The sequence below is a fragment of the Fervidobacterium sp. genome (assembly GCF_059913585.1).
In genome coordinates this window covers 59,262-86,038 of record NZ_DBOLZL010000022.1, presented here as the reverse complement: position 1 = coordinate 86,038, position 26,777 = coordinate 59,262, and the positions used below count along the sequence as shown (strand labels likewise).

Genomic DNA, 26,777 nt, shown 5'->3' with positions numbered 1-26,777 from the left:
GTTGAATGAGTCGAGGTAAATTACTCCAGATTAAAAGAAAAATTAACGCTACCCAGTCGTTGAAGAAGATAACAAAAGCAATGGAGATGGTTTCAACTGCGCGTATTAAAAAGGTTGAAAAGAGATTGCAAATGGCGCGGGAATTTTTGAATGAAACAAAGAAGATAGCAGCCCGTGTTCATTTTGAAGTAAAACATCCGTTTGTGACAGGGGAAGGTAAAAAGGCACTCGTTGTTATAGGGACAGATATGGGTTTATGCGGGTCATTCCCAACGGAAATCGCAAAGAAAGCGATATATCTTGATAAAAAAGAGAACTTTGACCAACTTTACATCGTCGGAGCGAAGATTGCACCTATCTTTAGAAGCAATCCAAAGGTTGTTCGAATATACGAACATGTTTACGAAACTCCAACTTTCGATTTCACAAAGACTTTGATTAATGATTTACTGTCAAACGGTGTTGGGACAGTAAAGGTCGTATATGGAAAGTTTAAAAACAAGCTAGCACAAATTCCAGATGTTTACGTTTTAACGCCAATAAAGGTAGAAGAAAGTTCCAAAGAGGAACCTTCTGAAAAAGGTGATAGATACGAATTTGAACCAGCGGAAGAAAACTTCCAGAACTCACTAGTAGAGTTCTATGCCTCAAGTGTCTTATACGCATTGGCTTTTGAAACAAAAATAAGCGAACTCTACGCACGTCAGAATGCGATGAGAAACGCCACAGAAAACGCAGAAGAGGTTGTTAGGCTGTTAACTATCGAATACAACAAAGCACGCCAAGCATCTATAACCCAAGAACTCATAGAAATAGTGACTGGTGCAGATGCGTTGAAGGAAGAATAAACAATAGCAAATAGTAACTCTCGAGGTGTTAACAAAAAAGGAGCGTGGTAAGCGTGTCCAAAAAGTCTGTAGGTAAAATTGTAAGGGTAATAGGACCGGTAGTAGATGTAAAGTTCCAAGAAGGTGAACTACCAGACATATACGATGCACTTGTAGTAATAAATCCACAAACCGGTAGAAAACTTATTCTTGAAGTAGAACAGCTCATTGGTGATAATACTGTTAGAACTGTTGCTATGGACAGCACTGATGGTTTGGTCCGAGGGTTAGAAGTAGAAAATACCGGCGAGCCGATAAAAGCACCCGTTGGACGTGGAGTTTTGGGAAGAATGGTCAATGTAATTGGTGAACCAATAGATGAGCAGGGTGAACTAAAAGATGTAGAATTCTGGCCCATCCACAGACCTGCTCCAAGTATAACAGAGCAAAAGACAGAGATAGAAATCCTCGAAACGGGTTTGAAGGTCATTGATTTGCTTGCTCCATTCCCGAAAGGTGGTAAGATAGGTTTCTTCGGTGGTGCAGGTGTTGGAAAAACGGTGCTTGTTATGGAAATGATTCGAAACATAGCGATTGAGCACCATGGCTTTTCCATATTTGCTGGTGTTGGTGAACGAACTAGGGAAGGAAATGACCTCTACCTTGAAATGTCAGAAGCAGGAGTTCTAAGCAACACTGTTCTTGTCTTCGGTCAGATGAACGAACCACCGGGAGCAAGGTTTAGAGTTGCTCTTACAGCGTTGACGATAGCCGAATACTTCAGGGATGTTGAAGGTAGAGATGTGTTGCTTTTCATTGACAATATCTTCAGGTTTGTCCAGGCCGGTAGTGAAGTTTCTGCTTTGCTTGGAAGGATGCCATCAGCCGTTGGATATCAGCCGACACTATCAACCGATATGGGTGAATTGCAAGAAAGAATAACATCAACAAAGAAAGGTTCAATCACATCTGTTCAGGCTATATACGTTCCTGCTGATGATATTACAGACCCTGCTCCAGCAACAACTTTCACACATTTGGATGCTACAATAGTTCTTTCAAGGCAACTTGCAGCACTTGGTCTTTATCCAGCTGTTGACCCACTTGATTCTACATCAAAGATACTTGATCCAAACATCGTTGGTAAAGAACACTACGAAGTTGCCCGTGGTGTCCAAGAAGTGCTACAAAGGTATAAAGACCTGCAAGATATAATTGCTATACTTGGTATGGAAGAACTCTCTGAAGAAGATAAATTGATAGTTCAAAGGGCAAGAAAAATCCAAAGGTTTCTAACTCAACCAACACACGTTGCTGAGAGATTCTCTGGAATACCAGGAGTTTACGTTCCGATTAAAGAAACAATTAGAGGTTTCAAAGAAATACTGGAAGGTAGATACGATGACCTTCCAGAAGCTGCCTTCTACATGGTCGGGACAATAGATGAAGCAGTGGAAAAGGCTAAGAAACTAATGAAATCAGCGGTTATATGACATAGAATCACCAAGTCAAATTGAACATTTACCTGTGAAAAAAGCTTGATTAGGAGTTGAGCTCGATGAAAATAAAGATAGTTACTCCATACAAAATTGTCGAGTTTAATAATGCAAAATTGATAGTTTTTAAAACTGTCGAAGGTGAAATGGGTGTTCTCGATAAGAGAGCACCCATTATTACAAAGCTATCGATTTCAGATGTTCGTATTCAAACCGAAGAAGGCGAAGAAAAGCTAAAGGTAATTGATGGATTCCTCCACTGCGATGGTAATAGTAACGTAGTGATACTTACTGAAGAAGTTGGAAAACCTGAAGAATTTGATCCACACAGGTTTCGAAAGGAAGAATAAGGAAGAATAAAGTCAACTTAAGATTGTTAGTTCAACTAATTCAGGTGAATATTTTGGTCAATTTCTAATATCTTTAACGAAGAGGTGAAGAAGTCTGAAAAGTGCTGTTGTTATAGATAGTACAACGAAATTGAGGAAAGATTTCCACACAGATATTGAGATATACACCATACCTGTTCGGGTGTTTATAAATGACGAGGAACTCGACGATTCAGATGATATAACAGACAAGATACTTGAGGCAATTGAGAAGGGTGAAAAAGTGGAAACCTCCTTACCGCGCGTTGATGTAGTTGAAAAGACTTTTCATGAACTGCACAAAAAATATGATGTTGTTTACGTTTTGTCAATCTCATCAATCCTTAGCGGAACATACAATCTTTTCTACACAATAGCAAACAAATACGAGAATGTTTTTGTTTTTGATTCAAAAAGTGTTAGTATACAGAATACTTACGTTTTAGAGAGGATGTTAAAAGATATAGAGCTTGGTAAAAAAATAGAGGAAGATGATATAATATCATATAGAGATGACTCGCTCTTTTTAATAGCCGTTTTCGATGTAACACAGCTTCAAAAAAGTGGGAGAATTGGGAAGATTACTTCGCTATTGGGTAAAATGCTCCATGTAAAACCTATTCTCACTATAGCTCGAGACGGTGAGGTCCAGTTGGTACAAAAGTCTATAGGCATCAAGAAAGTAAAAGAGGTAATCAAAGAAAAAGCAGAAGAATTCGTTGAAAAAGCACGAAAAATAGAAAAAGGAATTAGGATTTACGCGGCAGTTGGTAAAGAAGATTACAAAGACTTTATCTATGAAGTGGCACAACTATATGATGTAAAACCTTACTTTGTTGACATTGGACCCGCTGTTACAACTCATGTTGGTAAAGAAGGTTTCGGAATACTCCTGGGCTTAGATTTCTGATTTATGCTATCACTGTTGTGCCCTGAGGAAGGGGGAGCTTATGAAGAATATATACCTTTTCGACAGTTCTGTAGATTATCAACCTGGTCTCGAATTTGGAGTTCCGACTGATATGTTTCCACTGCGCGTGTATGTAGATAATACGGAATACATCGATAAGGTAACGATAACTGATGAGCAGTTTTATAACTTATGTCTCTCCGGAGCAAAGGTCTCAACATCACAACCGAAACCTGAAATGATGAGAGAAAAACTGACAAAAAACTCAAAAGAGTATGAAAACGTATACGTAGTTACAATATCTCAGAAACTAAGTGGAACGTATGATACTGTTTCATCTATCGTTAAGGAAGAAAATCTGAAAAATGTAACAGTTTTAGATTCCAAAAGTGGAAGTGTAAAAACGACTTATGTTTTGTATCGGGTTATTAAAGCTGCGGAAAATGGTTTGAAAGTTACGCAGGAACTTGTCGATACATTTGTGAAAGATAGTTTATTGGTTTTTTCAGTCTCATCACTTGAATATCTCGAACGTGGGGGAAGGATAGGACACGCGAAGGCACTTCTTGGGAAACTTTTAAGGATTAAACCTATTCTTACAACAACAGAAGATGGTTATACTGCTTCGTTAGGAATGGAAAGAACACATGATGGACTTATAAGACGGATGAGAGAACTTACTAAAGAATTTATGGCAAAAATTGAAAATCCTATTGTAATTGGCGGATACGGAGTTTCCTACGTGAAAGAACATCTCGACAAACTCTTGGAAGGGTTCAATGTTCACTCGATAGCACGAATAGGACCAGCAATTGCTGCACATGTTGGGCCAGAGGTATTTGGACTAGTAGTTGGAAGGGGGTTTTAGTTGATGATTAAAGATTATTTAAACAGCGTTATCGAGGAAAAGTCTTCAAAAGACTTTATAGTTTTTTCGTCTGTGATTTTTTCGTTAGGTTTCGTCCTATCGATAATTTCTAATGCGTTCTTTTTCATTAACCATCCAGTAGTGAAAGTCTTTATCGGGATTGCGAATACGGTTTTCTTTATTGGTGTTGTGGGTATTAGTGTGGTTATTTCAAAATGGTTCAAAAATACCGATGAAAAGCTCTATGCTCTTGCAAATCTATACCTTACGTTCACATTAGTCTTTGCTTTTATGTCCTACTTTGTTCCGTTTCTTTTCTTAGTAACTGCAGCACTTATCATTGCTTTGATTATGACTGCAAAGAAGTTTATTCTTGGAGAAGAGCAATTGTTTGTTGGTAAATTGGTCTCTTATTTCCTTATCACTTTGTCTTTCTACACGATGGAGCTTGTGACTGAGCTGAACGAACAAATCATACGGAGGTGATTCTATGGACATCAAGACATTCGCTCGCGGCTTTGAACTATCAGAAGCTATCGAAATTTATCTTAACGAAAGGTTAGAGAAAGTCAAAAGAGCATTAGGAACTTTTGTTTCACGTGATGATGTGAACATCGAAGCGCGTTTTGACAAAGATGGACCATACTATACCCTAAGGTTGATGACACACCTCAATGGTAAAGACATTGTTGTTCAGGAAAAAGCAAATGATATTTATGGTGTTATTGACGTTGCATGCGATGCTTTTGAAAAATCAATCAAGCGAGAAAGGGAACTGCACAAATCATATCATAAATCCAGTGTCAAGGGACTAACCGAAGCTATGGCTGAAGAACTTGCTCCAAAATATGAAATCGAGGAAGAAGAAGACAAAATAGATACAGTTAAGAGGGTTTACCTGATGCAAGCAACACTGGAAGAAGCAATTGCTCAGATGGATGTTATGGGACATCAGTTCTTTGTATTTAGGAACGTTGATACCGGCGAGATAAATATGATTTACAGAAAGAACGGGAAATACGGATTGATAGAATTCCAGGAATAAAGTAAATAAAGTTAAAAAGCAAAGTGCCCCGTAACGGGGCACTTTGTATAAAATATAGTAAGTTGTTTCAGAGAATTCCTACAATCTTTTTTATCTTTTCCATTACCTCCTTTGGGTTTCTTCCAAAGACCCTAATCATCGCTTCCTTTCCCCAGAATCCTTCATCATATATTACATCAGGTATCTTTCCAAAAGCTCTGAATGCTTGTTGAATCATCCATTCCATTGATTTTCCATCAACATTTTTGATATGTTCCGGTTCAGAATTTCTATCATATTTGAAAACTGTTAAGCCGGATTTGATAGCATTATCAATATACTCAGGACAATACCTAACATTTGTGACACATCTTATATGGGGCGAAAAGGATTTTGCAACAAGTGCCATTCTTGCTGTGTGTGAATGATCAGCAAATGACGCGTCTGAAACGAAAACAGGTTTTCCTTCTTTTAGTCGGATCCTTCCTGGAAATTTAGCAACTTCAAATTCATCTTTCGACCATGGCAAAGCATACGAGACGTTTTGTCCGACCTCTGGAACAGTTTTTTCTCCAACAGCCAAGAGCATTTCCTTTACACCATTTAAAGAATCCAACACGTCAAACTTCATCCAATCTCTTGCAAGCATTTCCGGTTGCACTTGCTCGTTGCTTTTTTCTAAGACTTTATGCAACAGTTCTAAGGAAGCCATTATCGCTTCTTCTGGTGAATAACCAAAAGACAGATGACCAGCAAAGAGGCTAGAAAATGCACATCCCGTTCCGTGGTATCTTCCTGGTAATCGCGTGGTTTCAAAAGCAAGACGATCAAACTTTACAATCACTTTTCCAGGTTCTTTTCCATGACCTCCTGTTACGATAACTCTATCTGAAGGTTCTAACCCTAATATACCTGCCTCTTCATTGTTCAGAATTACGAAATCAGCGTTAGCCAAGTTCTCCTTGACAATTTCAGGTGGTTCGAAATCATAGCCAGAACTTGAACGTAAGACTATGTTCCAAACGATGACTGCTGATGGATATTTTTCTCTTATGAGTCTAAGCAGCTCCGGAGATATCAAACCTACTTTTACAACATCCGGTTCTGGGAGCACAGATAATTCTTGATCTATTTCTTCCCATTTTCGGAATCTTGCAAGAAAAACCTTGTGGGTATTTTGAATAGTGTAGGCACTAACAACCCCAAGCGCACTGATTCCCAATAGAGCTAAGGACTTAATATCTTGTAAAATCCCCGCACCAGCCGATGGGTCAAACCCTGAAATTACCATCACTCTTTTTTCAGATATATCATTCATCAAAGCATCACCTCCAAGAATTCCATAAGTTTAAATAACAACTTAGGGCAGTCGTTAGAAGGTTCTGCGACAAAGTCCACACCATCAAATTCCTTTATTACATCTAAAACTCTATTAAAGTTGAAAGAATCCCCCCACGGCGCATGGTGGCATTCCTCATAGGTTCTTGGATCAGCATAGTAAATGTGAAATTCAGTTATTAAATCCGCCAATTTCTCAATAAAAGAAACTGGGTCAAAATTGTAAACTTCGGAGTCAATTAATAAATGCCCGATGTCTAAACACATTGTGCAACCAGTCTCCTTAAGAACAAATAAATAATCATCTGCTGAATGAAAATAATCGTTCATATAAACGTTTTCTATCCGAGTTTCAATAATTTTGTTTAATTCATAGAAATGTTCGAGGCTTTCCATAACGATACCGTAAACGTCTTTCCAAGCTTCCTTTTGTTTCGCATTTGGAAAGTGAACAACAACGTATTCTGCACCAAAACTTTTGGCGAATCTTGCACCCTCAATGTTAACTACGTAAGTGTCGTTTCTCAAATTCTTATCTAATGAAGTTGGATTTGGATGAACTGATGCATATCTGAAAACAAAAGGTAAATGGATACCGAAGGATTTACCACGTTTCTCAAGAAATTCTTTCAAAATATCCAGGTCTTGCTTTTGAAAAAACGTTAATTCATACAATTCCATTAAAGGAAGTTCGTGTATCTTTAGTATATTTGCTCGAATAGTGCTTGTGGAAATCCCTTTCCTCTTTTTGCAGCGATAACCCCTCATTTGTCTATTTTTCCTCCGCAAAATCTTTAGTTATTTTTATGGCACAGAAAGGTCCACACATAGAACAACCGTCATCTGTATATTTCATCTTCTCAAATTTTCTTTGAGCCCTTTCTGCATGTATGGCAAGTTTGAACATCTTATTCCAGTCAAAATCCCTTCTTGCTTTCGCCATTTCTTCTTCCAATTTCATTGCTTTTCTATTGCCGCGTGCAACATCTGCAACAACTGCTGCGATTTTTGCCGCAATCACTCCTTCCTTTACTTCCTCAGCATCCGGTAACCCTACATGTTCTGCAGGGGTTACATAGCATAGAAAATCACAGCCATAATAACCAGCTAACGCCCCGCCAATTGCACTAACAATATGGTCATAACCAACACCTCTATCTGTTGGGAGTGGTCCTAGAAGAAATATGGGTCGTCCCAATCCTATCTTTTTCATAAGCCTTACATTCAGTTCGATTTCATTCAAAGGAACATGTCCTGGACCTTCCAACATAACTTGTACACCAGCGTCGTAAGCTTTCAAAACTAGTTCTTGCATAAAAAAGAGTTCTTCAAGTTGCTGGGGATCCGTAGAATCCACAATAGCACCTGGTCTCATCCCATCACCTAAGCTTAGTGTAATGTCATACTCCCTTGCAATTTGTAAAATGTCATCAAAGTATTCGTAAAATGGGTTTTCCTTATTGTTTTTAATCATCCAACCAGCAATAATAGAACCCCCACGGCTGACAATCTTCAAAACTCTCTTTGAGTTTTTCAGTTTTTCCAACACTCGCTTTGTTATCCCAACATGAATTGTCATAAAATCAATACCGTCTTCAGCATGCTGAAGAACCATGTTGATAAAATCCTTTTCAGAAAAATCCACCACGTTCCTCTTTTCTGCATAAGCCTTCACAGCTGAATCGTAAATAGGAACAGAACCAACCGGGACAGGACTTCTCTTAACAATTTCCTTGCGCATTTCTGTTAAATTACCCCAGGTAGATAAGACCATTACAGCATCGGCACCTGTATTTAAAGCTGCTTCTAATTTTTCTAACTCTTCTTCTAGTGAGGAATATCCTACGGATGTGCCTATATTGGCGTTTACCTTTACTGTCATTTGTTCGCCTATCGCGATAGGTCTTTTCACATTGTGTAATTTATTCCTTGGTATAACGACTTTTCCCTCGGCGACCAGTGCTCTGAGTTTTTCGAACTCGATACCCTCGAACTCAGCACAATACTTCATTTCCTTTGTGATAAGCCCTGCACGTGCTGATTCAAGCTGCGTCATATTTTCATCTCCTTATCAATTTTTACTGCTTCTCTTCTCAAACTCTCTTCTATTAGCTCCGCCGCTTTAAGACCTGACAAAATCATTCCACCAAAGATAGGTCCCATTCTTGGACCTCCACCAACGCTTACCGCGGCCATCCCCATCACATACAGTCCAGGATAAATTTCTCTTGTTCCTTCAACAACAAATTTCTCACCATTTTCCGCATCCATTGGGAATTCATATTCAACAGTTCCGCAGCTACAGAGATTTTCCGTGGAACCTGAAACGGAAACTAGAATTCCGCGCTTAGAAAGCAATCTTACGAGATTAGCCGGATGTCCTGTCCCGTCGACTGTAAACTTTGCAATAACACTTATCGGGTCAACGTGCAATCTTTCTCTAATTGTTGGCATCCAATTTATTACAACTCCGGAAACCCTCTTGTCGTACATCACAAGGTCTTCGACAAATACATTGTTAAATACTAACGTTCCAGCTTTTGTAGTATGGTACAATAATGCAGACGCAAAGTGCACAGAATCAACAACTAAAAATTCTCCAAATTCTTTGCATTTGATACCAAGCTCTTCCACATAGCCCTTCAATTCTCTTTCAAGCACTAACTCATTGAACATCATTCCTCCACCCCAAATACCACCGCCGGGTTCGTTCTTCGCTTCAAAAATTGCAACCTTGTAACCTTTTTTCGAAAGCTCAAGAGAAAGTGCAAGAGCACTGGGACCACAACCTGCAATAGCTACGTCTACCTCCAAAGCTTTGTTCAGCTTTTCAAAAAAACTTTCAACTATCAACCTGGAGATAATCAAATCTTTCTTCATCGTTTTACACCTCCATGCAACCTTTTTTTAAAAAGCAAAGTCCCTCCGAATTTTCGGAGGGACTTTTTAGTTAAAAGCAGTTTATTAGATTTGTAGCTTTGCATTGCCCATGTCCCTCCGCCGGTATTACCCGGATCAGGTTCAAAGGGTCGAAGGGTTGCCCCCTTCCTCTCAGCCCCGCAGTATGGAGCTCCCCTCTGGGCTATTGAATTTTTTCACATACAATATATCACTTCCATATAATCACGTCAAGTACAGAATGAAAAAAATAATACAACGTTTTGATAATTAGATTTAGAAAAAATCCTTAATTTCCATGGAAAACTAAGATTTATTGACCAAACATTGTAAGACGTTAGTTGACAAATAAGCATAGACTTAGTATAATCTAATTGTATTTAAGTTAACTTTATCACAAAAGACAGTTTAAACCACAAAATAAGAATTTCTTCAAAATGAAAGGAGGAAAAGCTGTGAAGGTAGTAGTTATTGGTTGCACACATGCAGGAACGGCTTTCATTACAACAGCAAAAAGACTCTATGGTGACAAGGTCCAAATAACGGCGTATGAAAGAAACGATACGGTTTCATTTCTCTCTTGTGGGATTGCTCTACATGTCGGTGGAGTAGTAAAAGACCCTATGAAACTCTTTTATGCCTCACCTAAATTTCTCTCAGATTTGGGAGCAAAAATGATGATGAGGCACGAAGTAATTGATATTAACATCGAAGAAAAATCTGTTCTCGTTAGAAACCTCGAAAATGGTGAAACTTTCAAAGATAACTTTGACAAACTTGTGATAACTACTGGTTCTTGGCCCATAATTCCAAATGTTCCAGGTGTTGAGTTGAAAGGTATAATGCTTTCAAAGAATTTTTACCATGCACAGGACATTGTAAAACATTCAAAAACTGCCAATAAAATAACTATAGTCGGAGCTGGTTACATAGGTGTTGAACTTGCAGAGGCTTTTAGACGTAACAATAAAGAAGTGGTCTTGATAGATATAGCAGATAGAATATTAGCCAAGTATCTGGACAAGGAATTTACCGATATACTCGAGAATGAGCTTACCATAAATGGAATCAGATTGGCGCTGGGGCAAAAAGTTGTGAAATTTGAAGGAGAAAATGGTTTTGTGAAGAAAGTGATAACAGACAAGGACACCTTTGATACTGACATGGTTGTGTTAGCTACAGGTTTCAGACCAAATACGGACCTATTCAAAGGCAAATTGGAAATGTTGTCCAACGGTGCATTGATTGTTGACTCTTATCTGCACACGTCTCACCCTGATGTTTTTGCTGCAGGTGATAGTGCGGCGGTTTGGTATACTCCCACTAACAGTTACGAATATATCCCGCTCGCTACAAATGCTGTAAGAATGGGAACTATAGCTGCATACAATATATTTGAAGACAGACTTAAATACTCTGGGACTCAAGGGACATCGGGTGTGAAGGTGTTTTCTTACAACGTTGCCACTTCCGGCTTAAACGAATTGCTTGCACAAGAAAAGGGTATAAACTATGGAACGATTTACGGTGTAGAAAACAACAGACCAGAATTTATGCCAGAGTATGAACCTGTTTATGTTAAGTTACTTTACAGAAAAGATGACCACACAATAATAGGTGGACAAGTTATGTCGAAAGCGGATGTTACAGAAAGTGCGAACACGTTATCAATCGTTATACAAAATAAGATGACAGTCAAAGATCTGGCATTTGCTGATTTCTTCTTCCAGCCATATTTCAACAAGCCTTGGAACTTCTTGAACACTGTCGCATTGAAAGCTCTGGAAGGATTGGTCTAACTTTCAGAACTTTTCGAAAAGATAAACCAACTTGTTAGTATCTAACTGAACCCAGATTTACACGCCCGGGGGACGTTGTCTTCCGGGTTTTTATTTTGTATTATCTCCACAAAAGTTGCACCGGTATTTGAAACTAACCCGTGTGGGTGTATAATTATATCAGGAAAGTTTGTAATACGAACAATAATGCATAACAATTGGCATGTTAAAGAGCCGGAGGTGAGAAGATGGAGTTGAAAGATGTCATTCTAAAGCGGAGAAGTATAAGAAAGTTCAAAGAAAAAGAAGTCTCACCCGAAATTCTTTCAGAAATTGCAAAGTATGCTTTACTGGCTCCAAGTGGGAGGAACTCAAAACCAGTTGATTTGGTTATTTTGACCGAAAAAGACAAAATCGAACGCATAATGAAAGCAAGAGAAGGTGCGTTTTCATTCTTAAAAACCGCACCCGCATGTATAGTTGTCACTGCAGATGAAACCAGTTCAACATGGATTTCTGATGCCTCTATTGTGGCAACGTATATACAGCTTCTGTGTGTTGATTACGGTCTCGGAAGTTGCTGGGGGCATGCACATGACCGCTTCCAAGATGGCGTGTCAGTCGAAGGAAAGATTAAAGAGATTGTTGGTATTCCAGATGGTTACAGGATACTTTGCGTTATAGGAATTGGATATCCAGCCGAAGAAAAAGATGCGCATGCTTTAAAAGAAGTTGATAATAACAAAATTCACCTCGAAAAATGGTAGATTCTTTTATTGCATCCTAATGTGATGAGGGGGAAAGAACTATGAAAGAAGTTAACAAAAAGAAAGAAAACAATCCTGTCAAAACGAACAAAGACCATGTTGTTCAACTTTCGATATTGGTAGAAGTAGCACACCCGGTTGTCCGTATGCCTGTTGTTGATGGTAATGGTACTTCGTTTTACATTCCCGGAGTTGGAGGTATCACATACAACTTCGGACTTGGTGACAATGCATTCAAGATGCACGGTGACCATATAGAGCCTGATGTTAGCACCAAAAACAAAGACAAGGACTTAAATCCCACTTGTATGGCTCTTGCGTGTATTGGAAACGAAGCAACAGTAATATCTGGAGATTCGAAAGGGATGAAAGGATACGTAATAGGAAAGCATGGTGGAATAGACCATATATTAATCTGGTTCCCAGAAAAAGAAAAGTTGACAGTTGGAGATAAGATACAAATTAAAGCTTGGGGACAAGGGCTTGAAATAGTTAATTATCCTGAAATAAAGGTCATGAATATTGACCCTGATTTGTTTGAAAAGATACCAATAAGAATTAAGAACGGTAAATTACATGTCCCAGTCACTGCAATTGTGCCTGCACATCTAACAGGCTCTGGAATTGGGGCGGGTAATCCAGCAGCTACTGATTATGATATGAATACCTTGGATAAAGAAGAAATTAAAAAGTTTAAACTTGATAAAGTAAGGATAGGTGATTTGGTTGCAATATCAGACCATTACAATGGTTACGGAGCTGGAGGTTACAAAGAAGGTGCCGTTTCGATAGGTGTTGTCGTTCATTCAAACTGCTACAAAACAGGACACGGTCCCGGTATGGTGATAATAATGACATCAAAAGAAGGAAATATAGTGCCCGTTCTAGATAAAGATAGTAATATAAAAAACTACCTTAACATCCGATGACTAAAAACTATTCAAAGTTTACAAAATCCCACCCGGCAACGGGTGGGATTTTTATTCCAAGTTGTAAAAGCCAAAATATTTAAGAAAATGTGCAATATTGAGAAAATATTTCAAATATTACTGATTTCCCAGGACAATCGTAGGGATATCTCAGAATTTTCATATATCTTTCATGACGTTGTAAGTGCTATAATCTGAAAGGTGATTCATATAAAATATAATATATGATTCATCTTTCAACTAAGCGTAGTTAAAACTCACTCTGAATATAAAGGGAGGTTTAGTAAGATGAAGTACGCAAAGATTATTTCCTCTGGTATGTATGTTCCCAAGAAAGTAATGACTAACGCTGAGTTTGAGAAGTTAACGATGTTTACTATTGACCCGTATTTCTCAGATGTGATTGGTATTAATCACAGACATATCTCAGAAGATTGGGAAACTCCTACTTACATGGCTGCAGAAGCTGCAAAGAAGGCACTTGCGCGAATTGGTATGAAACCGGAAGAAATTGATTTGATTATCGTTGGTACAGATACCCCGGAAGCAGTATCCCCACCAGATGCTCCAAGGGTTCAGTATCTCATAGGTGCCCACAAAGCAGAACCACTCGCGTTCAACGTAAACGCATCATGTGCAAACGGGGCACTGATGCTTGATATCGCAGCAAGGTATATAGCCATGGGGGATTACAAGAATGTCCTCGTTATAGGCACATATGCGATGACCAAGTTCTTAAGTTGGAAATACTCATGGGAAGCTCTTTTCAGTGATGGTGCAGGTGCACTTATACTTACGGCTTCAGACGAACCTGGGTTTATAGGTAGTGTGGCACGCGCAGATGGTAGCTGGTGGCAAAACTGGGGAATATACATGGGAGCAGGCACCATGAATTTGGCAGGTTTTGAAAGAGGGCTTCACAAACTAGACCTCAGAGCAGCTTATCCATCTACAGTCAACGAAGAGGGATGGCCCATGTTGATTAATAAACTTATGGAAAAATACAACATCACGAAAGAAGAAATAGGTATGATATTCTTTACACAAGTGAGGAAAAAGACAATCGAAAAGGTTATGGAAACACTTGGGCTGCCCATAGAAAGAGCACATATGATTATGCATAAGTACGGTTACACTGGTTCCGCATGTGTGTACATGGCCTACGATGACGCATTTGACGAAGGAAAAATAGAGCAACTAAAAGGCAAGGTAGTTATTTTCTTGACATCAGGTGTTGGATATCAGCAAGTTGCTACTGCTTTTAGAATGTGAAATGTAAAACTTTGGTGATTATTTCTTGCTTTTTTCAAATCACCCTGGGAAGGTGTGGAGGTAATAGAGAGTGAAGAAGAGAGAAATGTTTCAGAAAGACATAACAGTTACGAGAAATAAAAAAGCAAAAAGGATACCTCAACGTGCTGATGGTATAGAATCCAAGAATAAACTGAAAATGGCTGCTATAGAACTCTTTAGCAAAAACAATTTTGCCGATGTGTCCATTTCCCAAATTACTAAGCATGCGGGCTTAAGCACGGCTGCCTTTTATCAGTACTACATTAACAAGGATGAATTGTTTCGAGAGATTGTTGATGATTTCATAAGAGACCTCAAACAGTCATTGGAAGGAAAGTCCATAACAGATGTTGCACTAAAGTATTTTGAATACTGCAACAGAAATAAGAAGCTAATTCAAGCCATACATCTCAATGAATATCATTTCGAATGGTTGAGGAACGAATTTGAAGATGTAATACATTCCATGTCAGAAAAACATGGATTAACTGATGTTGGATTCTTCTACTTCTGGTCACCGATAAGGTTTGCAATTAACTTTGGGAACCTGTTGGGCGTGGAAGTAGAACCCAAAGTTTTTCTCTCGCTCATTATGAACGGAATCCAGAAAGAAAAAAAGACTTTTCAAAATCTTCCAAAAGAGATATTTGCATTTACACCCGAAAAACATGTTCTCGAAGTAGATGAAAAACGAGAGTTAATACTTGCAAATGCAGAAACCTTGTTTGGAACTTACGGTTACCAAAAAACACAAATATATGATATCGCAAGGGCATCGGGAATCGGAGTTGGGACAGTGTATCTTTACTTTGAAAATAAAAAGGAAATTTTACGGGAATTAGTACGATGGATAAATAAGGGGCTAAGATACAACGTTAGAAAAGCCATGGAAAATGTTAAACACTATCCAAGGTTAGTTCAGGAAATAGCTGGGTTATACGCCTTTGTCCAGTTTTTCAAAAGTCACGCGAATATGTACAAAATCGTCAGAGAAAGCCAGTCACTAGACTTAGAGATTGCGAAAGAGTATTACACATCGATACTGATTTCTTACTGCAAAGCTTTAGAAAACTCAGTTAAAGAAGGGAAACTTGAACCAAACTTGGAAATATTTGAGGCTACACGCACAAAAAGCATTCTGCAATACATTGCCATGTTGTTAATGGGAATTGGTCATTATTTGGGTGAACGATACATTCTCGCAGGTAAAGTTTCTGATATGGAAAGCTTGGAACGTTTTCTGGAAGATATCTACATTTACCTCTCCGAAGGCTTGGGGGTGGCAATGTGAATCTAAGAGAAGAATACCAAAAAAAGCTCACTGATATTGACAAAGTGCTATCAATCCTTCAAGATAACTGGACAATCGTTGTTGGAATGACTCCCATGGAGCCGAAAGTTTTCCTTAGAAACTTACATCGAACGCAGGCCAGTGGCCTTGAAATCTACACCTGTTTAAACACTGAACCTTATGAATTTTGTTCAAAAGAAGAATATTTCGATAGATTTTACAATTATTCTTGGTTCTTTGGACCTTACAACCGAAAGGTTTCAAAAAACACATATTATGTTCCAAACAACCTACACCAAGCTGGTATGAACCTTATCCAATCTACAAAAATAAACGTTTTTGTTGGAGTAGCCTCACCTATGGATGAAAAAGGTTTCTTCACATTGGCGGCAAGTGTTGTTTATGAGAAAGATGTGCTTGAGAATGCAGATATAGTTGTTCTCGAAGTTAATCCAAACGCTCCGAGAACTCATGGTGATACTCACGTTCACATTTCCGAAGTTGATTACGTAATAGAGGTTGACTATCCTTTGCCGCAAGCGGAACTTCTCGAACCAGCTGAAGTTGAGAAAAAGATAGCGGAACATATTGTAGAACTTATAGAAGATGGTTCAACTATTCAGCTGGGCATTGGCGGAATCCCAAATGCTGTTGCAAAGTTCTTGGTTGGGAAAAAGGATTTGGGCATACACACAGAGATGTTTACAGAGAGCATGATAGACCTCTTTGAGGCAGGAGTTATCACGAATAAGAAAAAAACTCTTTGGAACGGAAAGTTTGTATGTACGTTTGCTTATGGTAGCCAGAGAATGTATAAGTTCATTGACGACAATCCTTCTGTGCTGTTTTTGAGAGGCAAGTATGTGAACGACCCATACATTATAGCCCAAAACGACAAAATGGTCAGTATAAACACTGCACTCATGGTTGATTTGACAGGAAATGTTTGCTCCGAAGCAATTGGAACAAGTCATTACAGTGGCACGGGTGGTCAACTGGACACTCATAGGGGTGCGGTAAAGAGCAAGGGAGGCAAGGGCATTATAGCAATGAGGTCTACTGCGAAAGATGGTCAGGTGTCCACGATAGTTCCGCTACTTCCACAAGGGTCACCTATCACTGTTCCACGGCAAGAATTGGATTTCGTTGTGACTGAATGGGGTGCGGTAAGACTTAGAGGATTACCAACAAGGAAACGTGCACTTGCGTTAATATCAATAGCGCATCCGGATTTTCGTGATTACTTAACAAAAGAAGCTCAAAAACTGGGATTAATCTAAGTGTGTAGAGCTATTTTTGGTTCCATTTTATTCCATCATAGGAGGTGGGTTGTATGAAAAAGTTGTTAAGTGTTATTCTTGTGCTTGTTTTTTTGGTGAGCTTGTTTGCTGAAGTTGGTGTCTACAACGACAAAGTCGTTATTGGAACATTCCAAGCGCTATCTGGTCCTTATGCAATTATCGGGCAAGAGATGAGCAAAGGGATGAAAGCGTACTTCAACTGGATTAACAGCAGAGGCGGTATCCACGGAAGAAAAATAGAACTAATAATCGCTGATGACCAACTCAACCCAGCAAAGACAGTTGTTGAGGTCAAGAGGTTAGTTGAGCAAGACAAGGTCTTCGCAATTGTCGGCGGACTCGGAACTTATGGTTGTTTGGCAGTTATGGATTACCTCGAACAGAACAAAGTTCCATTTGTGTATCAAGGTGCGGGAACATCAAAACTCGTTATTCCTCCAAAGAAATACATATTCGGTGTCCAACCAGACTACACTCTCGAGGGAACACTCATTGGTAAATACGTAGGAGAGATTGCAAAATTCAAAAATCCGGCAATCGTTTACATGAACAACGATATCGGTTTAGAAGGCTACGTTGCATTTAAAGCTAAGCTTGAAGACTACAAAATGAAACCAGTTGTTGAGATTTCCTACAACCCGGCTGATACAGATTACAGTGGACTTGTTATAAAGCTCATTGAAAAGAACTCAGACGTTATTGTTATCTACGGACTTATTACGGACACCATAAGATGGATCAAAACAATTCGTGACTACGGGCTTGGCAGTAAGATAATCACCATCTATCCAAATGCCGACCCCTCCTTCATAAAATTAGCGGGTAAATATGCTGAGGGTGTTATTTTCACAGGATGGGTTCCACTTGCAACTCCTGATAGGCCAGAGTTTGTGAGAGATTATCAAAGAGCTATATCTATTTATCAACAAACATATCCGAAAGAAATAATGTCCTCGTATGCGGTTGCTGGATTTATTGCAGCAGAGGTGTTCACAGAAGGATTGATTAGGGCTGGAAAGAACTTGACAAGGGAAGGTCTTGTGAAAGCTCTTGAAAGTTTCAAAAACTGGAACGGTATACTTGCGAAAGATATTACATGGGGTCCAAACCTCAGACGTGGTAAGTCCTCGATGTATTTCATGGTTGTTAAGAACGGTCAATTTGTGCCTCTTACCGACCTAATTAGACCATGACAAATTTGAACGGTTTTTTGAAAAGGAATATTTCAGGTGTTAATCGCAAAGTATTTTGATTGCTGAAAACTCGTGTGCCGCGGGCGACAGTTAAGGTGAAATAAAAACTCTCCCAATAAAAGCCCGCGGCTTTTGTAAGTAAAAACGAGAATGAAGGATAAACAACGGAAACGATAAAAACGGGAGTTGAGAAGTGATGTTGAAGCTTGAGAATATAACGGTGAGGTTCACTGGACTTGTTGCAGTTGACAACCTTTCGATGGAAGTCAAGGGAAAGACCATACATTCCTTGATAGGACCTAACGGTGCTGGGAAAACCACTGTCTTTAACGCCATATCTGGATTGGTTAAACACGATGGTAAGATTATTCTTCATGGCAAGGATATTACTCATCTACCAGTACATAAAAGAGTTTACCATGGTCTTGGAAGAAGTTTCCAGAACATCATTATCTTCAAATATATGACCGTACTACAGAACCTAATGCTTGGGTATCACTCGAGGTTGAATTACAATCATCTCGACGAGGTTATGTTTACGAGTAGATTTTCACTGGAGGAACGTAAGGCAAGGTTACGAGCTATTGAAGTAGCCGATTTGCTTGGTATAAAGAGCATATTGGGAGTTTACGCTGGAACACTTCCGTACGGTTTCCAAAAACTCATTGATGTTGGAAGAGCACTTATGACTGAGCCAAAAATACTCCTTCTCGACGAACCGGCCGCAGGATTGACTGAGAAGGAATCAGATATTCTCAAAGAGAAAATCATTAAGATTAAAGATATAGGGATTACTGTTTTTCTCATTGAACACGATATGCGGATGGTGCTTGATATATCGGATAGAATAACCGTAATTAATTTTGGAAAAAAGATTGCAGAAGGTTCCGCCCATGAGGTTATCAATAACGAAGAGGTTATAAAAGCATATCTTGGTTCGAGTACGGCAACCGCCCAATAATGTTTTAGAGAGGTGAAAACGATGAAATTTTTTCAACCAACAGACACTAAGGACATTCTAATAAAGGGACTTAATGTCTGGTATGGACCTGTTCATGCAGTAAAGGGTATAGATCTAAACATTCCATCTGGTAGAGTAACTGCCATCCTTGGTGCTAATGGAGCGGGGAAAAGTTCAACACTAAAGGCTATTGTTGGAAGTGTTAAATACAGTGGAACAATAATTCTCGGAAATGAATCCATAGATGCTCTAGCAGTTCATGAGAGAGTAAAGAAGGGAATTGTGTTGTGCCCGGAGGGTAGAGGGATATTTTACCAAATGACCGTAAAAGAAAACCTACTGGCAGGAGCTTATACAAATAAGACTCCAAACTTCGACTTCGTTTTTGATATCTTTCCATTTTTAAAAGAACGGCTCAACCAAATAGCAGGTACTTTGTCAGGTGGAGAACAACAAATGTTAGCAATTGCAAGAGCTTTGATGGCAAATCCTAAATACTTGCTGCTCGATGAGCCTTCACTTGGATTAGCTCCTATAATTATTGAGAAAATTGTTGAAGTAATAAAACATGTCAACGAGTCTTTGAAAATTACAGTTATCCTTGTAGAACAAAACACATCCGTAGCCCTCAGCATTGCACATTATGGTTATGTTTTAGAAAATGGAAGAGTGGCACTTTCTGGCAATGCAAAAGAGCTTAAAGATAACCCGGTTGTTCGCGAGAAATATCTTGGGGGTGTTAAAAAGTGATAAACCAAATACTGCTTGGCCTTTCAACGGGTGCTATGTATTCATTAGTTGCGATAGGACTTGTCATGATGTATAAAGTAAGCGGTGTTATGAATTTCGCTTACGGAAATATGGGAATGTTCATGACTTACGTAATTTGGTGGTTGAGTTCTTCTATAGGACTCAATATATTTGTCTCCATAGCATTAGGCATAATATTTGCTGCATTTATGGGTATCTTGGTAGAACGCTACGGCTTGAGACCTATAAGACATCTTTCTCACGGTTCAATGCTTATCGTTACATTTGGAATACTCATGATTTTGGAGGGGTTGGCTGTCCAGCTCTGGGGAACCGAATACAAATCGTTCCCTGAACTTATAACTGGTGCTCCATATGTGATAAGAGGAAATTTTGGAATAATGGTTATTCGTAGGCAAGATATACTCGTCTTTTCAATTCTTGCGGCGATTTCGATTGCCATCGCTTTGTTTACTAAGTTTACCAAGTTTGGTATTGCCGTTCGTGCAGTTTCAGAAAATGAGGAAGTTGCAGGCTATATGGGTATAAATGTGGGGTCTGTTCTAGCGTTTTCTTGGGCTTTTGGAACAGCTATGGCTGCACTGGTCGGAGTGATTGCTGCACCTAAAGTCTTTGTTTCACCAACAATGCTTACATTCTATCAAATACAAGGTTTTACAGCTGCCGTGTTGGGCGGATTTGAGACATTTGCTGGGGCGGTTTTCGGTGGCTTGTTGTTGGGTGTCATAGAGAAAATCGTGGGTAATTACATTTCTGAAGGTTTTAAGGCTTCCATCTCGTTAGTTATCATAGTAATAGTTTTGGTCTTTTTTCCGAAGGGCTTGTTTGGAAGAAGAGTAAGGAGGCGAGCTTGATGCTTTGGATCTGGTTGATACTAGCGTTGTTGCCATTTTTGCTACTAAAAAGTGCTTTTATAATTACCATACTTAGCCTTGTAGGAATTTACACGCTCGCCACATTAGGTTTAAATTTGATTATGGGATATTCAGGTCAAATATCGATAGGTCACGCAGCCTTTATGAGCATAGGAGCTTACACTTCCACTTTACTTGTTATGCACTACGACATTCCTATTGTTTTTGGAATACTATTGGGTGGAATAACAGCTTTCATTTTTGGAATCTTAATAGGCTTTCCCGCACTCAGATTGTCAGGCTTTTATCTTGCCATCGCAACAATGGGGTTCGTTGTGGCAATTGAACAACTTTTTAGTTACTTTGAACACATCACAGGTGGGCACGCAGGGGTAAGGAACATACCTTTTCCTTTCTTATGGAATTCCGATGTAGAAAAGTATTTGTTGGTTTTAGCTTTCTTGTTCATTGCTTTCATCGTTGCTGATAGGCTAATAAACTCCAAAACCGGACGTGCTTGGATGTCGCTTAGAGAAAACGAAATTGCGGCATCTGTGATGGGTGTAAACATTGCATGGTACAAAGTCCTTGCTTTTGCAATTGGTTCCATGTTCGCTGGTATAGCTGGTGCACTTTATGCACATGTCATTGGTTACATAGCACCGAGTGATTTTGGAATAGCAAAATCTCTCGACTTACTAGCTATATCTGTTATAGGTGGTATGGCGTCAGTAGATGGTCCTTTCTATGGGGCGCTTATTTATGTTGCCATACCATTTTTGTTCAGCAGGTCAAACTTTTCACTTACTATTATTTTCGGTGCTTTACTGATTTTTGTGGTTCTGTTCATGCCTTTAGGAATAAGTTTCTACGTAAAGATGTTCAGAATGAATTACCTCAACGCTTTTATAGCATATCTAAAAAAATCTAGAAAACCTTTTGGAATGTTTGTTCAAACCCCCGTTGGACGAATACACTATATTAAACATGGAAACGGAAATATCCCAGTTGTATTAGTCCATGGCAATTTCGCTTCTTCCAGATTCTTTGAGCCGTTCATACAAAAGATTCCAGAAGAGCAATTCACAGTTTACGCACTGGACCTGCCGAACTTTGGTTTCTCAGATGAACTACCTGGGGATGTAAGTATCGAAAAATACGTTGATGCTTTGGAAAAGTTTGTTGATACCCTTGGAATAAAGAACTTCATATTGCTTGGTCATTCCTTAGGTGGAGCTGTCGCTATGGGATACGCTGTAAGGCATCCCAAAAACTTAGCTAAATTGATACTAGTTGACCCAGCGCCTGTATTTGGCATGCCACGTTACGATGAATCGGCTTACAAAATCATAGATGTCTACAGGAAGAACCCTGATATGATTAAACGTGCCTTAATGATGAACGCTCCAAATTACGATGATGAAAAGTTCTTCGAAAAAATAACATCAGATGCTCTAAGAATGGCAAAGAAAGCATTCATAGGTAATGCAAAAGCCCTTGCAGATTATAACTACACAGATAAAGCGGTATTGGTAGAAGTGCCTGTTGTAGTAATTTACGGTGATAAAGATGTTATACTTGATTATGAAAGCATGAAGAAAACAGCGGAAGCCTTTCCACAAGGTAAGTTGATAGTGCTGAAAGATATTGGTCATAGTCCGGTTATAGAGGCTCCGGAAGAGGTTATAAAGCACCTCACAGATACGGTAACATAATTTTCATAAAAATTTTGTGAACGATTTTGATAGTGAAAAGGTCAAAATTATTGGGCACGTATAATAGGTTTCAAACAGTTGTGTTTTTCCAAATTACCAAGGGGAGGGAAACAAGATGAGAAAGTTGTTAATGGTAGCTGTTTTAGTGATGGCAGCGGCAGGATTTTCGTTCATAGGTGTTCAGGCTGAAAATCTACAAGACCAGGTTTATGCTCTGTACGGAAGATTTGATGCAGGGATACTCACTCTGATGTATCCTGTTGGCTCCTATGATTTTGAGACTCAGGAATTTAGTATGGTATCGGAATTCGATGTAAACGAACTGATGTTTGGTTTGAACCTGAAGCTGCCACTTGGACTTATCTATCTGCGTGGTGCTGCTTATACGACCGTCGGTAACGTGATGAACTTTTCCGAAAACGGAACACTCGGTATCTTCGGTAGATTGGGAGCAGGTCTTAATATTTTGTTCTTAACGGCTGAAGCTGGAGTAAGACTCTTTTATCTATTCGGGGATCCGGAATTCCAATTCAACTTCTCACCTCAGTATTTCTACATCGCTCTTGGGCTTTCTTTCTGATACCTCATTTAACTGAATTTCGAACACTGTTAGTACTTCTTAAAACAAAGATATCTACGTAAAATTAATAAAAGACGGTTTGCCTGTTTATCCAAGGCTTGGGTAAAGGCAAACCGTCTTTTTGTAATCATGCAGTAATTTCTATCAGTTTTTTCAAGATAAATTCCGTAGCTCTTACGTCGTCCTCGTTGTAGGTAAGTATATCTTGGAGTATCCTCTCGTCTCCAGTTGCTAAATATTCAGCGTAAGAGAGGACCACAAGCTGACCGTTTAGCTGTGTGCGCCAATTAAAACCGAAGTACCTTGCTATACTTTTGAGTGAGTAAGAGGGAACTGGGAGGGCTACGTGGTCAATATACAGCTTGTATACATCGATAAATCGATTGAAAAAGTTTTTTGATAGTTCAACATTGTATCTCCGAGCCAGTTTTTTAAACCTGTTTATCTCGTAGTTATGAAAATGATAAACCGGTTTGTTTGTTTTGGAGATGTAGTTAACGACTTCTTTAAAGACATTTGACTCTGAACTTGGGGCTGAAGCCAAAAATGGAATATACACACCGTCATCCAGGATTCCGAAAAGATAATCAAAGTTTATTGGAGTATAGCTTTCAATATCAAGATATAAGCCTTCAGAAATCTTCGGAAGAGGTCTGATAAGTATAGGTCTATTTTCTAAGATACTTTGTGCTTGGACGACAAGCCGTTTTCCCTTTTCTTTCCCAAGTAGTTGCTCAACTATTGGGCTCATATTTATTACATCTTTTAGCGTGTTAATGCCATACGAATTCAACTTCTCTAAGGTTTTTCCTTTTACACCGTGTAAAAATGTTAGACTTTCTGAACTGACAATTTCTTTGAAACATTCTGAAGAAAATGGGCACGTCCGACATAAGTGAGTCTTCATTACCCTGAATTCATCTGTTTCACAGAAGCTTCCTATCATAGAAAGCATTTTGCTGACGTATGGTTTCCAGTTAACAGAAACACTATAATAGGGGCTCTCAATTATTATTGTGTCCAACTCTTTTCCAGTGCTCTCAATGACATATCCAACGAACGCACTTTCCAGCATATGATATTCAGAAAGCTTTTTCCCAGTTTTCAATATCTTCACAACAAGTGGGTTTTCAGAAACGATTTCGTCAACTTGCGCGACAAGTGTGCAACCAAAAGCGTCTGTTTGATAATTAGCAACAGACAATAGAATCTTTTTGTTTTTTTCCCTATATCTTATTTCAAACTTTGCCTTTCTTGGGCAAAAATATATAGTTTTCACATCTTTGCTTGAGATTACCATTTCTCACACCTTCGAGATTTAAGTATTTTTACGTTAAAAATACTTAGCCAAGAACTCTGCTATAAACTTATCACCAAAAAACTTCCTGACAAAATAGTAAGTCGTTTTGTTACCAAAGCCTGGGATGTATAGGGGCTTACCACTTTCGAATGCTTTTAGTGCGCCAGCAACTACCTGCTCAGGAGTCATCAACCTACCCTTTGTTTCCATCTTTGCCCTTTCAAAAAACTTCGTTTCGGTGGGTCCAGGAGCAACACACAAAACGTGAACATTTTTGGATTTCAACTCAGCCCACAAGCTCATTGAAAGGTTGTAGACGTAAGCCTTTGTTGCACCATAGACTGCCAGATGAGGGATTGGGAAGAAACCCGCAACAGATGCGATGTTTATTATCCCACCGCTTTCTCTTTTCGCCATCTCACTTCCGTAGTAATAAGTTAATTTTGTTAACGCAGAGATGTTTAAATCAATCATTTGGACATAATCATCCAGACTATTGTTGAAAAAATCACCGTAAAGTCCAAATCCAGCATTATTGACAAGCAAATCAATGTTGAATCGTGAAGTGTTATCAATAACCATATCCAAATCCTTCGTAAGGTCTGCTTGTAAAATAACAACACTCGAATCCGAGATTTTGTGAATCTCATCTGCCACTTCTGTTAGTGCTGTCAAATTTCTTCCGATAAGTATTAAGTTAAGTCCTCTTTTGGCAAGTTGAAAAGCGAATTCTCTGCCTATTCCAGAGGAAGCGCCTGTAACAAGTGCCCATCGATATACTCCAAGGTCGTATCTTTTTGTCATTCCAAGCTCACCTCCTCACATTGAATTATACACTCTATGTGGTAGAATAGGAAGTGATAACTTCGGTTTTCGAACAAAATGGGAGAAGAGTCAAGCCACGAAAGATTTATAGTTCGAGAGGTGAAAAAACTGTATATGAGTAACATCGTTAAGGACATTCTTAAAATAGCCGTCCCGGTATCTGTGGAAAATCTTATTGCAAACACAGGCACTTTTATCCTTACTATCTTCTTATCCCAAATGGGTGAGAACCAAGTTACCATAAACGGAATTGCAAATCAAGGTTCTTTTCTTGTCATACTTTTTCTATTCGGCTTGAACACAGGAGGAGCGATTTTTGTCTCACAATACTGGGGCAAAAAGGATAAAGAAGGTATAAGACGAGCTTCAACACTTATGATTTACTCATCTCTAATAATAGCACTCGCATTCTTCGTTTTTACCTTTTTCTTTCCTGAATTCTTTTCAGCTATCTTCACAAAGGATAGGTTTGTCATAGAAAACTCTGTCGCGTTTCTTAGAATTATTTCTCTGTCGTATTTTGGTTTAGCTCTAGAGACTGCATTCAGAACGCTTCTTCGAGGAATCGAACTCGCATTTATACCTATGGAATCCTATGTCTTTGGCACAGCGTTACAAATTTTCCTTGCCTATACGCTTATTAATGGTTTGCTTGGTTTTCCAAAACTTGGATTACTGGGCATAGCGGTTGCAACAACCGTTGCAAGGTTTTTTATTCCAATCTACCAGATGATACGCGCAACCCTTTTGAGAGTTCCCTATAGCTTTTCATTTTCGCATATTGACAGAAACTTTGTAAAGAAATTTTTTCAGTTTGCAACACCTACAACCTTGAACGAAATATCCTGGTCTTTGGGTATGACCACATATGGGATTATCTTTGGACGTATGGGAGTTCGTGTCTATGCTGCAAGAAACATTCTCTCTTCCTTTGAAAACTACGTCTGGACAATCACATTTGGTTTGGTCATAGCAGCATCTGTGATGGTTGGAAAAATGATTGGAAGGATGGAATATGATAAGGTTCACAAGTTCAGCAAAAAGATGCTAATTATTAATTCTGTGATGGGTTTCGCATCTGCACTTGTAATTATTGGGGTATACTATTTACTACTTCCAACCTTTAAAATAGACCCTGTGACAAAAAGAATGCTTACGGCTACCATGTGGGTTATGGTTGTCGGGGCACCTATAAAATCCTTCAACGGTGCTGGTGTTGTTGGTATATTACGAGCTGGTGGTGATGCGAAATTTGCATTCGTTCTCGAAACACTTACACTGTGGGCTATTGGCATACCACTTACCTTATTCGGTGCGTTTGTATTAAAACTGTCTCTTCCATGGGTTTATTTCCTAACTTTGTCAGATGAAATTGTTAAAGCCATTATTGTTCTTTTCAGAATCAAAAGTGAAAAGTGGATAAAGAATGTCACAATAGAAAACGTTAAGTTGACGATTCCTGAGGTTCATGAAGAACACCTATGACATCC

General features: G+C 38.9%; 26 protein-coding genes and 1 riboswitch. Of the genes, 20 read left to right on the top strand and 6 right to left on the bottom strand.

Annotated elements, in window-relative coordinates:
• Window positions 1-5: 5 nt before the first annotated feature.
• From atpG to AC3M61_RS07990, 7 genes are all read left to right on the top strand, one after another.
• Complete coding sequence (atpG, locus tag AC3M61_RS08020; protein ID WP_500780348.1) at window positions 6-848, top strand: ATP synthase F1 subunit gamma; 843 nt, start codon at window positions 6-8, stop codon at window positions 846-848.
• 53 nt (window positions 849-901) lie between these two features.
• Complete coding sequence (atpD, locus tag AC3M61_RS08015) at window positions 902-2,320, top strand: F0F1 ATP synthase subunit beta (RefSeq protein ID WP_500780347.1); 1,419 nt, start codon at window positions 902-904, stop codon at window positions 2,318-2,320.
• A 65-nt stretch (window positions 2,321-2,385) separates the two neighbouring features.
• A complete protein-coding gene (locus AC3M61_RS08010; RefSeq protein WP_500780346.1) occupies window positions 2,386-2,673 on the top strand; it encodes a F0F1 ATP synthase subunit epsilon in 288 nt (95 codons plus the stop codon).
• 94 nt (window positions 2,674-2,767) lie between these two features.
• Complete coding sequence (locus AC3M61_RS08005; RefSeq protein WP_500780445.1) at window positions 2,768-3,601, top strand: DegV family protein; 834 nt, start codon at window positions 2,768-2,770, stop codon at window positions 3,599-3,601.
• Between the two features lie 40 nt (window positions 3,602-3,641).
• Entirely contained in the window at window positions 3,642-4,469 is an 828-nt protein-coding gene (locus tag AC3M61_RS08000) for a DegV family protein (RefSeq protein ID WP_500780345.1), read from the top strand.
• Window positions 4,470-4,472: 3 nt separating this feature from the next.
• The gene (locus AC3M61_RS07995; protein WP_500780344.1) at window positions 4,473-4,955 is read left to right on the top strand and encodes a hypothetical protein; all 483 of its coding nucleotides are present in this window, start codon (window positions 4,473-4,475) and stop codon (window positions 4,953-4,955) included.
• A 4-nt stretch (window positions 4,956-4,959) separates the two neighbouring features.
• The gene (locus AC3M61_RS07990; RefSeq protein ID WP_500780343.1) at window positions 4,960-5,514 is read left to right on the top strand and encodes a ribosome hibernation promotion factor; all 555 of its coding nucleotides are present in this window, start codon (window positions 4,960-4,962) and stop codon (window positions 5,512-5,514) included.
• 67 nt (window positions 5,515-5,581) lie between these two features.
• Here the strand turns inward: AC3M61_RS07990 and AC3M61_RS07985 are convergent, their stop codons facing one another.
• The 4 genes from AC3M61_RS07985 to AC3M61_RS07970 are packed head-to-tail and all read right to left on the bottom strand — an operon-like array spanning window position 5,582 to window position 9,711.
• Entirely contained in the window at window positions 5,582-6,811 is a 1,230-nt protein-coding gene (locus AC3M61_RS07985; protein ID WP_500780444.1) for a thiamine-phosphate synthase family protein, read from the bottom strand.
• Window positions 6,811-7,599 (bottom strand): sugar phosphate isomerase/epimerase family protein, encoded by a 789-nt coding sequence (locus AC3M61_RS07980; protein WP_500780342.1) that lies wholly within the window; start codon window positions 7,597-7,599, stop codon window positions 6,811-6,813. Before AC3M61_RS07980 ends, AC3M61_RS07985 begins: the two co-directional genes overlap by 1 nt.
• 4 nt (window positions 7,600-7,603) lie before the next feature.
• Window positions 7,604-8,887 (bottom strand): phosphomethylpyrimidine synthase ThiC, encoded by a 1,284-nt coding sequence (thiC, locus tag AC3M61_RS07975; RefSeq protein ID WP_500780341.1) that lies wholly within the window; start codon window positions 8,885-8,887, stop codon window positions 7,604-7,606.
• On the bottom strand, window positions 8,884-9,711 hold the full coding sequence (locus tag AC3M61_RS07970; protein WP_500780340.1) for a sulfide-dependent adenosine diphosphate thiazole synthase: 828 nt from the start codon (window positions 9,709-9,711) through the stop codon (window positions 8,884-8,886). The genes thiC and AC3M61_RS07970 overlap by 4 nt, the downstream gene beginning before the upstream one ends.
• 94 nt (window positions 9,712-9,805) lie before the next feature.
• Window positions 9,806-9,918: riboswitch (TPP riboswitch) on the bottom strand.
• A 266-nt stretch (window positions 9,919-10,184) separates the two neighbouring features.
• Between AC3M61_RS07970 and AC3M61_RS07965 the strand changes: the two genes are divergently transcribed.
• The 12 genes from AC3M61_RS07965 to AC3M61_RS07910 all read left to right on the top strand — a co-directional run bounded on the left by AC3M61_RS07965 (window position 10,185) and on the right by AC3M61_RS07910 (window position 23,162).
• Complete coding sequence (locus tag AC3M61_RS07965) at window positions 10,185-11,528, top strand: FAD-dependent oxidoreductase (RefSeq protein WP_500780339.1); 1,344 nt, start codon at window positions 10,185-10,187, stop codon at window positions 11,526-11,528.
• 227 nt (window positions 11,529-11,755) lie between these two features.
• A complete protein-coding gene (locus tag AC3M61_RS07960) occupies window positions 11,756-12,274 on the top strand; it encodes a nitroreductase family protein (protein WP_500780338.1) in 519 nt (172 codons plus the stop codon).
• Window positions 12,275-12,315: 41 nt separating this feature from the next.
• Window positions 12,316-13,203 (top strand): DUF4438 domain-containing protein, encoded by an 888-nt coding sequence (locus AC3M61_RS07955; RefSeq protein WP_500780337.1) that lies wholly within the window; start codon window positions 12,316-12,318, stop codon window positions 13,201-13,203.
• A gap of 288 nt (window positions 13,204-13,491) precedes the next feature.
• Window positions 13,492-14,475, top strand: a complete 984-nt coding sequence (locus AC3M61_RS07950; RefSeq protein ID WP_500780336.1) for a 3-oxoacyl-ACP synthase III family protein — start codon at window positions 13,492-13,494, stop codon at window positions 14,473-14,475.
• Window positions 14,476-14,545: 70 nt separating this feature from the next.
• Window positions 14,546-15,787 carry a TetR/AcrR family transcriptional regulator gene (locus AC3M61_RS07945; RefSeq protein WP_500780335.1) on the top strand — a complete coding sequence of 414 codons (1,242 nt, stop codon included), beginning with the start codon at window positions 14,546-14,548 and terminating at the stop codon, window positions 15,785-15,787.
• Complete coding sequence (locus tag AC3M61_RS07940) at window positions 15,784-17,067, top strand: acetyl-CoA hydrolase/transferase family protein (RefSeq protein ID WP_500780334.1); 1,284 nt, start codon at window positions 15,784-15,786, stop codon at window positions 17,065-17,067. The genes AC3M61_RS07945 and AC3M61_RS07940 overlap by 4 nt, the downstream gene beginning before the upstream one ends.
• A gap of 53 nt (window positions 17,068-17,120) precedes the next feature.
• A complete protein-coding gene (locus AC3M61_RS07935; protein ID WP_500780333.1) occupies window positions 17,121-18,281 on the top strand; it encodes an ABC transporter substrate-binding protein in 1,161 nt (386 codons plus the stop codon).
• 196 nt (window positions 18,282-18,477) lie between these two features.
• Window positions 18,478-19,242: an ABC transporter ATP-binding protein gene (locus tag AC3M61_RS07930; RefSeq protein ID WP_500780332.1), complete on the top strand. Its 765-nt coding sequence runs from the start codon at window positions 18,478-18,480 to the stop codon at window positions 19,240-19,242.
• A 21-nt stretch (window positions 19,243-19,263) separates the two neighbouring features.
• The gene (locus AC3M61_RS07925; RefSeq protein WP_500780331.1) at window positions 19,264-19,992 is read left to right on the top strand and encodes an ABC transporter ATP-binding protein; all 729 of its coding nucleotides are present in this window, start codon (window positions 19,264-19,266) and stop codon (window positions 19,990-19,992) included.
• On the top strand, window positions 19,989-20,867 hold the full coding sequence (locus AC3M61_RS07920; protein ID WP_500780330.1) for a branched-chain amino acid ABC transporter permease: 879 nt from the start codon (window positions 19,989-19,991) through the stop codon (window positions 20,865-20,867). The genes AC3M61_RS07925 and AC3M61_RS07920 overlap by 4 nt, the downstream gene beginning before the upstream one ends.
• Window positions 20,867-22,582, top strand: a complete 1,716-nt coding sequence (locus AC3M61_RS07915) for an alpha/beta fold hydrolase (RefSeq protein ID WP_500780329.1) — start codon at window positions 20,867-20,869, stop codon at window positions 22,580-22,582. Before AC3M61_RS07920 ends, AC3M61_RS07915 begins: the two co-directional genes overlap by 1 nt.
• Window positions 22,583-22,697: 115 nt before the next feature.
• Window positions 22,698-23,162 (top strand): hypothetical protein, encoded by a 465-nt coding sequence (locus AC3M61_RS07910; protein ID WP_500780328.1) that lies wholly within the window; start codon window positions 22,698-22,700, stop codon window positions 23,160-23,162.
• Between the two features lie 127 nt (window positions 23,163-23,289).
• On the opposite strand, the gene AC3M61_RS07905 is transcribed toward AC3M61_RS07910, so the two are convergent.
• Together AC3M61_RS07905 and AC3M61_RS07900 are read right to left on the bottom strand one after the other, a co-directional pair.
• Window positions 23,290-24,462, bottom strand: a complete 1,173-nt coding sequence (locus tag AC3M61_RS07905) for a TM0106 family RecB-like putative nuclease (RefSeq protein WP_500780327.1) — start codon at window positions 24,460-24,462, stop codon at window positions 23,290-23,292.
• A gap of 33 nt (window positions 24,463-24,495) precedes the next feature.
• Window positions 24,496-25,266, bottom strand: a complete 771-nt coding sequence (locus tag AC3M61_RS07900; RefSeq protein WP_500780326.1) for an SDR family NAD(P)-dependent oxidoreductase — start codon at window positions 25,264-25,266, stop codon at window positions 24,496-24,498.
• A gap of 135 nt (window positions 25,267-25,401) precedes the next feature.
• Here AC3M61_RS07900 and AC3M61_RS07895 point away from each other — a divergent pair, with 135 nt between their 5' ends.
• Window positions 25,402-26,772, top strand: coding sequence for an MATE family efflux transporter (locus AC3M61_RS07895; protein WP_500780325.1), 1,371 nt, complete (start codon window positions 25,402-25,404; stop codon window positions 26,770-26,772).
• Window positions 26,773-26,777: the final 5 nt, after the last annotated feature.